We start from the raw sequence: 9,156 nt of genomic DNA, 5'->3' as shown, positions 1-9,156 counted from the left end.
GATCGCGGTGCGTCAGGAACGGGCAGACCAGCAGGTCCGTCCCCGCCGGGACGGCGTGGCCGGCGACGGTGTCCGCGACGGCCCGCGTGCCGGGGGCAGGGATCCAGGCCGACGGGTAGAGCCGCAGCGTCTCGCTGACCAGCGCCCTGCACCGCCTCCCGGCGCTCCGCAGAGCCCTCCGGGCCGGCGGCCAGGGCCTCCTCGCGAGCCGCGGGGTGGCGGTCCAGGAGCAGGTACAGCCAGGTCAGGGTGGTGGCCGTGGTCTCGTGCCCGGCGACCAGCAGCGTGACCAGCTCGTCGCGCAGCAGCCGGTCCGAGTACTGCGGGTACGTCTCGGAGGCGTCCACCAGCACCCGGAGCAGCCCCGGCCCCTCCGGGCCCGCCTCCCGGTCCCGGGCGGCGGCCACCGCGTGCCGGGCGACCGCGTCGATCCGGGCGAGGTCGGCGGCGACGGAACCCCGCGCCTCGACCTCGTCGGCGGGCAGGCTCGGCAGCACCGCCACGACGGCCGCCACGGCGGTGAGTTCCCGCGCGGTGGCGTCGTCCAGGGGGTGGCCGGTGAGCGCGCGCCAGATGGTGTCCAGGGCGAAGCGGCGCATCTCCTCGCCGACGTCGAAGACCTCCCCGCTCCGCGCGTACCCGGCCCACCGCTGCGCCGCGGTGCGGGCCGCCGCGGCGATCCGCCGCTCGTAGCGGCGCATGCCGGTCCCGGTGAACTGCGACTGGAGGAGCCTGCGCTGCCGCTTCCAGGCGTCCCCCGTCGCGGCCAGCAGCCCGTCACCGATCAGCAGGCGGGCCCGGTGGGAGCGCTTGACGTATCGGTCGGGGTTGCGGGCCAGAACGTGCTGCACGGCCTCCGGCGCGGTCACCAGCACCGTGGGCTCCGGCCCGATCCGCACGGCCGCGAGGCCGCCGAGCCGCTCGCGCGCCAGCCCCAGCAGCTCGATCAGCTCGCCCCCGCCGGCCCGCCACCGCTCCACTTCGGCGGCGTCGAGCTCGGGCACCGGCAGGGCGGACCGGCCGGTAACGGCGTGTGTGGCCAAGGCTGTTCTCCTGTCCGGCAGACGTCGGCAGCACGGACTGTACGCGGGAGCGCGCCGCCGTACGAGGGCGCGTTGAGTCGACCTGGCGTGGCGAACGCGCCGCGCACCGGCCGGTGCGCCCGGCGGTGGCCTTCGCGGATACTTCGACGATGATCCCCGACGACTTCCGCCACATCGGGCGCGACCATCCGGACTTCCCGCCGCTGCCCGAGCGCGTCGACCTGGACGCGGCCCACCTGCGCGGACCGGCCGCCGCCGTCGAGGCGAAGTGGGAGCACATGGCCCGCTCATGGAAGTGGTCGGCCGAGTACGCCGTACTCCAGAGCCCGAGCAGGGTCTACCCCCGCATCGTCGAGCTCGTCGCGGCCGCCCGCGCCGTCCCGGAGCTGCGGCGGCTGTACCCGTTCACCAGCCACATGATCCTGAAGTTCAGCTCGACCACCACGATCCCCTACGAGGTGCGGCTCCCGTCGGTCGAGCCGACGGCCGGCGGGCGCTTCCGCGTCCGTCGCGGCGGCGAGGTGCTCGGCGAGTTCGACAGCACGGGGGAAGCGCTGGCCCTCGTCCTGGCGCACGCCCCGCCCGGCCTCGGCCCGGCCGTCCCGGGCGAGAGCGACCGAGGACGCTGAGCAGGGCGACGCCCCGGGCCGGCCGGCCCGGGGCGTCGCCGTCATACCGCTGGGAGCGCTCAGACCAGGTCGAACCGGTCCAGGTCCATGACCTTGCTCCACGCGGCGGCGAAGTCCTCCACGAACTTCCGCTCCGCGTCGTCGCTCGCGTACACCTCGGCGACCGCACGCAGCTCGGAGTTCGAGCCGAAGACGAGGTCGGCGCGGGTGCCCGTCCACTTGAGGGCGCCGGTCGAGGCGTCGCGGCCCTCGAAGGTGTTCTGGTCCGCCGAGGTCGGCTTCCACGTCGTGCCCAGGTCGAGCAGGTTGACGAAGAAGTCGTTGGTCAGCGTGCCGGGGGTGTCGGTGAACACGCCCAGCTTGGACTGCTGGTGGTTCGCGCCCAGCACGCGCAGGCCGCCGACGAGGACGGTCAGCTCGGGCGCGGACAGGTTCAGCAGGTTCGCCCGGTCGACCAGCAGGTACTCGGCCGGCAGGCGGTTGCCCTTGCCGAGGTAGTTGCGGAAGCCGTCGGCGGCGGGCTCCAGCGCCGCGAAGGACTCGACGTCGGTCTGCTCCTGGGTGGCGTCCACGCGGCCCGGGGTGAAGGACACCTCGACCTCGTGGCCCGCGTCCTTGGCGGCCTGCTCGACGGCGGCGGTGCCGGCCAGGACGATCAGGTCGGCCAGGGAGACCCGCTTGCCGCCGGTCTGGGCGGAGTTGAAGGACTCCTGGACGCCCTCAAGGACGCGCAGCACCGCGGCGAGCTGGTCGGGCTCGTTGACCTCCCAGCCGGCCTGCGGCTGGAGGCGGATACGGGCACCGTTGGCGCCGCCGCGCTTGTCGCTGCCGCGGAAGGACGAGGCGGACGCCCAGGCCACGGACACCAGCTGGGACACCGTCAGGTCGGTGCCGAGGATCCGCTCCTTGAGCGAGGCGATGTCCGCGGCGTCGATCACCTCGTGGTCGAGGGCCGGCAGCGGGTCCTGCCACAGCAGGGTCTCGGACGGGACCTCGGGGCCGAGGTAGCGCACGACGGGGCCCAGGTCGCGGTGGGTCAGCTTGAACCAGGCGCGGGCGAAGGCGTCCGCGAACTGGTCGGGGTTCTCCAGGAAGCGGCGCGAGATCTGCTCGTAGGCCGGGTCGAAGCGCAGCGCGAGGTCCGTCGTCAGCATCGTCGGCGCGTGGCTCTTGGACGGGTCGTGCGCGTCCGGGATGGTGCCGGCGCCCGCGCCGTCCTTGGCGACCCACTGCTGCGCGCCGGCCGGGCTCGTGGTGAGCTCGTATTCGAAGCCGAACAGGTTCTCGAAGAAGTTGTTGCTCCACCGCGTCGGCGTCGTGGTCCAGGTGACCTCGAGACCGCTGGTGATGGTGTCGGCGCCCTTGCCGGAGCCGTACGTGTTCTGCCAGCCGAAGCCCTGGGCCTCCAGCGGGGCCGCCTCGGGATCGACGCCCACGTGGTCGGCGGGGCCGGCGCCGTGCGCCTTGCCGAAGGTGTGGCCGCCGGCTATCAGCGCGACCGTCTCCTCGTCGTTCATCGCCATCCGGCGGAACGTCTCGCGGATGTCGCGGGCCGCGGCCAGCGGGTCCGGGTTCCCGTTCGGGCCCTCGGGGTTGACGTAGATCAGGCCCATCTGGACGGCGCCGAGCGGGCCCTCCAGCTCGCGGTCGCCCGTGTAGCGCTGGTCGTCGAGCCAGGTGGGTCTCGGGACCCCAGTAGACGTCCTCGTCGGGCTCCCACACGTCGGCGCGGCCGCCGGCGAAGCCGAAGGTCTCGAAGCCCATCGACTCTAGGGCGACGTTGCCCGTCAGGATGAGGAGGTCGGCCCAGGACAGGCTCTGCCCGTACTTCTTCTTCACGGGCCACAGCAGCCGGCGGGCCTTGTCCAGGTTGGCGTTGTCCGGCCAGCTGTTGAGCGGGGCGAAGCGCTGCTGGCCGGCGCCGGCACCGCCGCGGCCGTCACTGATCCGGTAGGTGCCGGCGCTGTGCCAGGCCATGCGGATCATGAACGGGCCGTAGTGGCCGAAGTCGGCCGGCCACCAGTCCTGCGACGTGGTCAGGACCTCCTCGATGTCCCGCTTCACGGCCGGGAGGTCGAGGGTCTTGAACGCCTCGGCGTAGTCGAACCCCTCGCCGAGCGGGTTGGCCACGGCGGGGTTCTTGGCGAGGATCTTCAGATTGAGGCGCTCGGGCCACCACTGGCGGTTCCCGCCGCCCTGGGTCGGGTGGGGGGCGCGCTCGTGCGCGACCGGGCAGCCGCCCACACCCTCTGCCTTCGCGTCTGCGACGACTGCGTCATGGTTCTCAGACATGCAAATCCTTCCGGACCAGGCGGATCACGCTGTTCAGGAACGGTCGTTCTCAACCCTTGGCTATCAACGCGTCAGATCCTACGATGGACACAGTCCAAGTCAAGACGTAGACCAAGCCCGGACCTGAGAGGGTGAGCCGACATGAGCGACCTGCTGGAACGGCTGCGCAGGCGCGGCTGGCGGATGACGTCCCAGCGGCGTGTCGTCGCGGAGGTCCTGGACGGCGAGCACGTGCACCTCACCGCCGACGAGGTGCACGCCCGGGCCGTGGACCGGCTCCCCGAGATCTCCCGGGCCACGGTATACAACGCCCTGGGGGAGCTGGTCGCGCTCGGGGAAGTGGCGGAGGTCTCCACCGACGGCCGGGCGAAGCGCTACGACCCCAACGCGCACCACCCGCACCACCACCTCGTCTGCTCCGGCTGCGGTCTCATCCGGGACGTCCACCCCGCCGGGAACCCCCTGTCCGACCTCCCGGCGGGCGAGCGCTTCGGCTTCTCGGTGTCCGGGGCCGAGATCACCTACCGGGGGCTGTGCCCGAACTGCGCCGGCTGACGCCCCGCCCGGCCGGCCCGGCGCTCCAGCGGTGCTCCACCGGGCCTCCGGCGGAGCACCGTCGGATCCCTAGCGGTACGCGGCGAACGCCTTGGTGAAGGCCAGCGGTTCCTGGAGGACGGAGCTGCAGGTGGCGTCGGCGTGACCGAGGGCGCCCGCCGCGCACTGGCGGTCGCGCGCCGACGACCACATCGCCAGCCGCCCGATGCCCTTCGCCTGGGCGAAGCGGACGAGTTCCGCCGCGTCCGCCACGCCGAAGACCTCGCTCGCCACGTCGTTGACGCCGATCATCGGGGTGACCGCCAGCGCCTTCCAGGCCGCCGCGTCGGAGAGCCCGAGCACGCCCTTGAGCTGGGCCTGCGTCGCGGTCGCCGCCTGGACCGCGTACTGGCCCATGTCGCCGGAGTACGCAGGCCCGTAGTCCATGGCCATGATGTTCACGGCACCGATCCGTACGCCGTTCTTCGCGGCGTCCGCCAGCAGGGCCACGCCCGGCTGGGTCAGCCCCTCCGGCATCACCGGCAGGGTGAACGCCACGTCGAGGCCCGGGTGGGACTTCTGCAGCCGGGCTATCGCCTGCGCGCGGCGGGTGTTGGCGGCGGTGTCCGGCAGGGCGGCGCCCTCGATGTCGAAGTCGACCTTGGTGAGCCGGTGGGCGTCGACCACCTTCCCGTATGCGGCCGCCAGTTCGTCGACGGTGGCGCAGTTCAGGGCCAGCTCGCGCCCGGCGGCGCCGCCGAAGGAAACCCGCACGTCTCCGCCCGCCTTGCGCAGCGCGCCGATCTGGGCCGCGACCTTGTCGTCCGCGAGCGGTGTGACCCCGCCCCACAGCGGCGAGCAGCCGCCGCCGGCGGTGACGAAGGCGAGGTGGAACTCCGTGACCCCGGTCCTGGCCGCGGTGTCGAGCAGGTCGTACGCGGGGTACAGCGAGGTGTCCACGTACGGGGCGAACCGCGCGCCGCCGGCGGGGGCGCCGGTCGGCGCGGGCGTCGCCGTGGGGGAGGGCGGGACCACCGGGGTGGCGGTGGCGGTGGCGGTCGCCGTCGCCGTGGCCGTCGGCGCGGCGGTGGGCGCCGCGGTCGGCGCCGTCGTCGGCCGGCCGCTCGGCTGCGGTGTGGCGCCCTGGTCCACCGAGCACTTGACGGCGTTGATCAGGCAGCGCGTGGGGTCGCCCGGCGTCCCCGCGCCCGAGCCGCTCGCCACGAAGCCGACCGTGACGGACGCGCCCGGCGCCAGCACCCCGTTCCAGGCGGCGGGCTTGACGGTGACGCGCTGGCCGTCGACCGTGTGGGCCCCGTTCCACAGCGAGCCGATCCGCACCCCCGCCGGCAGGTCGAACTGGAGCGTCCAGCCCGCCAGTTCCCGGCCGGTGCCGTTGCTGATCACGTACTGGGCGGTGTAACCGCCGCTCCAGGAGCTGGACTTGGTGTACACGGCCCCGACGGACGTGGCCTGGGCCGTTCCGGTGAACGCGAAGGCCGCGCCCCCCAGCACCGCCGCCACCACGACCGCCCCCGCGGCCTTCGCCCCGCCGCTCGCCCTGCGCCGGTGTCCGCCCGTGCTGCTGCCCATGGAGTGCCTGCCTTCGTATGACCGGGAGTGGGTACGGGGCAGCACGCTAGCCGTCCGGAAACGGACATTCGTTCGCTTCGGGGTGCCTGCGGCGAACCTTAGGTTCCGCTTAAGGCGGCGGAAAGGACGGCCTCAGGAAAGGGCCCGGACCTCGAACGTCCTTGACGCGGAGAGCGCGGCGAGATCCACCGAACCCCCGGTCTCCGGGCAGTCCGGGCACCCGGGTCAGGCGGCCGTCCAGCCGCCGTCCATGGGCACCGAGGTACCGGTGACGTGGCCCGTGTGCGGGCCGCAGAGCCACAGCGCGACCGCCGCGACCTCCTCCGGCTCGATCAGCCGCTTGATCGCGGAACCCCGCAGCAGCACCTCGGAGACCACCCGGGAGGCGGGGATGCCGTGCGCCTCGGCCTGCGCGGCGATCTGCCGCTCCACCAGCGGGGTGCGCACGTAGCCGGGGTTCACGCAGTTGCTCGTCACCCCGTGCGGGGCGCCCTCCAGGGCGGTGACCTTGCTGAGCCCCTCCAGGGCGTGCTTGGCGGTCACGTACCCGGACTTGAAGGCGCTGGCCCGCAGCCCGTGGACGCTGGAGATGTTGACGACCCGCCCCCAGCCGCGCCCGTACATGTACGGCAGGGTCCGCCGCAGCAGCAGGAACGGGGCGGTGACCATCACCTTCTGGATCAGCTCGAACCGCTCGGGAGGGAAGTCCTCGATGGCCGCCACGTGCTGGAGCCCGGCGTTGTTGACGAGCACGTCGGCCTCGGCGGGAAGCCGGCCGATGGCGTCCGGGTCGGCGAGGTCGGCGGCATGGGCACGCCCGCCGACGAGCTCCGCAACCGCCCCGGCGGCCCGCGCGTCCACGTCCACGACGTGGACGAAGGCGCCCGCGCCGGCGAGCGCCACCGCGCAGGCCCGCCCGATACCGCTGCCGCCGCCGGTCACCAGGGCCACGCGTCCCGCCAGGACGGAGGCCGTTCCACCGGATGAGGTGCTGATCTCGCTGGTCATGCCCCGAACGTTAGGGACGTGCGCCGTCCCGTGCCGATGTGCGCCGCCGCCACACTCGGCGGCCGCGCGGTGGCGGCGGACACCACCGGAGGACGGCCCGGGACGCGGTGCGTGCGCGCACCCCGGGCCGTCCCTCCTACTGGTGGGGGCGCCAGTTCGGCAGGCCGGCCGACGAGGGACGCCAGGCCATCACCTGAGCCAGGTGGCGCAGGATCTCCTCGGCCTCCCGTCGGACCTGACCGGGTACGTCGCCGCGCTCGCGTACGAGCTGGGCGTAGATCGGCGCATCACTGCTGGTGCTGCTCACTTAGGATTCACTCCCCTGAAGCCGGCACCGCGGGCCGGGCGGCACAAGTGTAGGCGGCGGCCTGGCGGCAGCCGAACAGAGGTCGGTACGGGCGCAGAAGGGTGCTCACGGGCACTGGGTCCCGTCCGCCGGAGCGGTGCCCTCGACGAGGAACGCGTCGACGGCCTTGGTGGCGCAGGAGTTCTTCCCGTAGGTGCCGTGCCCCTCGCCCTTCACGGTGAGGTTGACGCCGACGCCCCGGCCGAGCGACTCGGCCATGCGCTTGGCGCCCTCGACGGGGGTGGCGGGGTCGCCCGTGTTGCCGATCACCACGATCGGGGCCGCGCCCTGGGCGGAGACCTGGGGCTTGTCGGCGGTGCCGCGGACCGGCCACTGCGAGCAGCCGAGCAGGCCCTCGACCATCTCCGGCCCGAACACCGGGGAGGCCGCGCGGTAGGCGGCTTCCTGTGCCTTCGTCTCCTCGACGGTGTACCGGCGGCTGGTGTCGACGCAGTTGATCGCCGCCTGCGCGGCGTTCGAGTTGTCGTAGTGCCCGTCCTCACCGCGCCCGCTGTAGGAGTCGGCGAGCGCCAGCAGGAGGTTGCCCGTGCCGAGCTGGCGCAGCTCGCCGAGGCCCTGGACGAGGTACTCCCAGGTCTCCTTGTCGTAGAGGCTGGCGGCGATGCCGGTGAGCGCCAGGTCGGAGGTCAGCTTGCGGCCGCTCTCCGTGGCGGCGGGCTTCGCCTTCAGCTTCTCCAGCAGTTCGTTGATCCGCTTGTTGCCCTCGGCGTCGCTCGGGCCGGTGGGACAGTTGGCGGTGTACTTGTCACGGCAGTACTTCATGGCGTGCTCCAGCGCCAGCTGGAAGCCCTTGGCCTGGCCGAGACCGGCCTGGACCTGGTCGGCCGTGGGGTCGACGACGGCGTCGAACACGGTGCGGCCGACGTTCTTCGGGAACAGGTGGGCGTAGACGCCGCCCAGCTGGGTGCCGTAGGAGATGCCGAAGTAGTTCAGCTTCTGGTCGCCGAGGACCTGGCGCATCAGGTCCATGTCGCGGGCCGTGTCGGCCGTGCCGACGTGGGGGAGCAGCTTCGCGGACTTCTGCTTGCAGGCGTCGGTGAACTTCTTGATGTCGTCGAGGGTGTTGCCGGATCCCGGGTCCTCGTCGAGCGTCTTGTCGTCCAGGCACAGGACCGGCGCGCTGTTGCCCACCCCGCGCGGGTCGAAGCTGACCAGGTCGTACACCGCGCCCAGCTTCTTGTACTCCGCCGCCGCCTGCGGGAGCGTGGCGACGCCGGAGCCGCCGGGGCCGCCGAAGTTGTAGACGAGGGAGCCGAGGCGCTTGCCGGGGTCGGTGGCCTTCTTGCGGATCAGGGCCACGTCGATGGTCTCGCCGGCCGGCTTGGCGTAGTCGAGCGGCGCCTTCATGCTCGCGCACTCCCAGGCCGCGCCCGGGGCCTTGCCACCGCCCTGGGCGGCCGAAGGCGCCGGGCAGGTCCGCCACTCGGGCTTCTGCCCGGTCAGGGCCGCGGGCAGGGCGGGCAGCGGGGCGGGTGCCGTGGCGCCGGCCGGCCCCGAGGGCTTCGCCTGCGCCGGAGCCTTCGCGTCGCTGCCGCAGGCCGCCAGGGCGGGGACCGCCAGCAGGGAGGCGGCGGCCAGGGCCGCCGCCCGGACGGGGCGGCGTATGAGGTGGGGCATGCGGGGGCTCCTGCGCGGTTCGGAGGGCATGGGTAAACGAAGGACAAAGTGTGGGGGCGGATTCCGGCCAGCC

The 9,156-nt window shown here is 73.3% G+C and carries 7 protein-coding genes and 1 pseudogene; 2 read left to right on the top strand and 6 right to left on the bottom strand.

The genetic code is table 11. The annotated features are described in order from the left end of the window. The coding region (locus SSNG_RS01725) for a cytochrome P450 (RefSeq protein WP_241694968.1) at nucleotides 1–1,043 on the bottom strand (1,043 nt) is incomplete at its 3' end. Between the two features lie 149 nt (nucleotides 1,044–1,192). Between SSNG_RS01725 and SSNG_RS41645 the strand changes: the two genes are divergently transcribed. Continuing rightward, the gene (locus SSNG_RS41645; protein ID WP_050779513.1) at nucleotides 1,193–1,672 is read left to right on the top strand and encodes a DUF6193 family natural product biosynthesis protein; all 480 of its coding nucleotides are present in this window, start codon (nucleotides 1,193–1,195) and stop codon (nucleotides 1,670–1,672) included. A 59-nt stretch (nucleotides 1,673–1,731) separates the two neighbouring features. Here SSNG_RS41645 and katG read toward each other — a convergent pair. Continuing rightward, nucleotides 1,732–3,964, bottom strand: a pseudogene (katG, locus tag SSNG_RS01715) (catalase/peroxidase HPI). A gap of 141 nt (nucleotides 3,965–4,105) precedes the next feature. On the opposite strand from katG, the gene SSNG_RS01710 reads away from it, so the two are divergent. Beyond that, the gene (locus SSNG_RS01710; RefSeq protein ID WP_007262054.1) at nucleotides 4,106–4,519 is read left to right on the top strand and encodes a Fur family transcriptional regulator; all 414 of its coding nucleotides are present in this window, start codon (nucleotides 4,106–4,108) and stop codon (nucleotides 4,517–4,519) included. A 69-nt stretch (nucleotides 4,520–4,588) separates the two neighbouring features. Here the strand turns inward: SSNG_RS01710 and SSNG_RS01705 are convergent, their stop codons facing one another. From SSNG_RS01705 to SSNG_RS01695, 4 genes are all read right to left on the bottom strand, one after another. Next, nucleotides 4,589–6,091: a cellulose binding domain-containing protein gene (locus SSNG_RS01705; RefSeq protein WP_042800385.1), complete on the bottom strand. Its 1,503-nt coding sequence runs from the start codon at nucleotides 6,089–6,091 to the stop codon at nucleotides 4,589–4,591. Between the two features lie 225 nt (nucleotides 6,092–6,316). Beyond that, nucleotides 6,317–7,099, bottom strand: a complete 783-nt coding sequence (locus tag SSNG_RS01700; RefSeq protein WP_007262052.1) for a 3-hydroxybutyrate dehydrogenase — start codon at nucleotides 7,097–7,099, stop codon at nucleotides 6,317–6,319. A 136-nt stretch (nucleotides 7,100–7,235) separates the two neighbouring features. Further along, the gene (locus SSNG_RS41640) at nucleotides 7,236–7,406 is read right to left on the bottom strand and encodes a hypothetical protein (RefSeq protein ID WP_007262051.1); all 171 of its coding nucleotides are present in this window, start codon (nucleotides 7,404–7,406) and stop codon (nucleotides 7,236–7,238) included. A gap of 105 nt (nucleotides 7,407–7,511) precedes the next feature. After that, a complete protein-coding gene (locus tag SSNG_RS01695; RefSeq protein ID WP_007262050.1) occupies nucleotides 7,512–9,083 on the bottom strand; it encodes an alpha/beta hydrolase in 1,572 nt (523 codons plus the stop codon). Between the last annotated feature and the right edge of the window lie 73 nt (nucleotides 9,084–9,156).

The sequence above is a fragment of the Streptomyces sp. C genome (assembly GCF_000158895.1).
In the GTDB taxonomy this organism is placed as follows: domain Bacteria; phylum Actinomycetota; class Actinomycetes; order Streptomycetales; family Streptomycetaceae; genus Streptomyces; species Streptomyces racemochromogenes.
This window is presented reverse-complemented; position numbering and strand designations above follow the sequence as displayed.

Bases quoted from the DNA above. Each gene is read 5' to 3' on its own strand.
- SSNG_RS41645 (WP_050779513.1), top strand. From the start codon at position 1,193: ATGATCCCCGACGACTTCCGCCACATCGGGCGCGACCATCCGGACTTC.
- SSNG_RS01710 (WP_007262054.1), top strand. From the start codon at position 4,106: ATGAGCGACCTGCTGGAACGGCTGCGCAGGCGCGGCTGGCGGATGACG.
- SSNG_RS01705 (WP_042800385.1), bottom strand. From the start codon at position 6,091: ATGGGCAGCAGCACGGGCGGACACCGGCGCAGGGCGAGCGGCGGGGCG.
- SSNG_RS01700 (WP_007262052.1), bottom strand. From the start codon at position 7,099: ATGACCAGCGAGATCAGCACCTCATCCGGTGGAACGGCCTCCGTCCTG.
- SSNG_RS01695 (WP_007262050.1), bottom strand. From the start codon at position 9,083: ATGCCCCACCTCATACGCCGCCCCGTCCGGGCGGCGGCCCTGGCCGCC.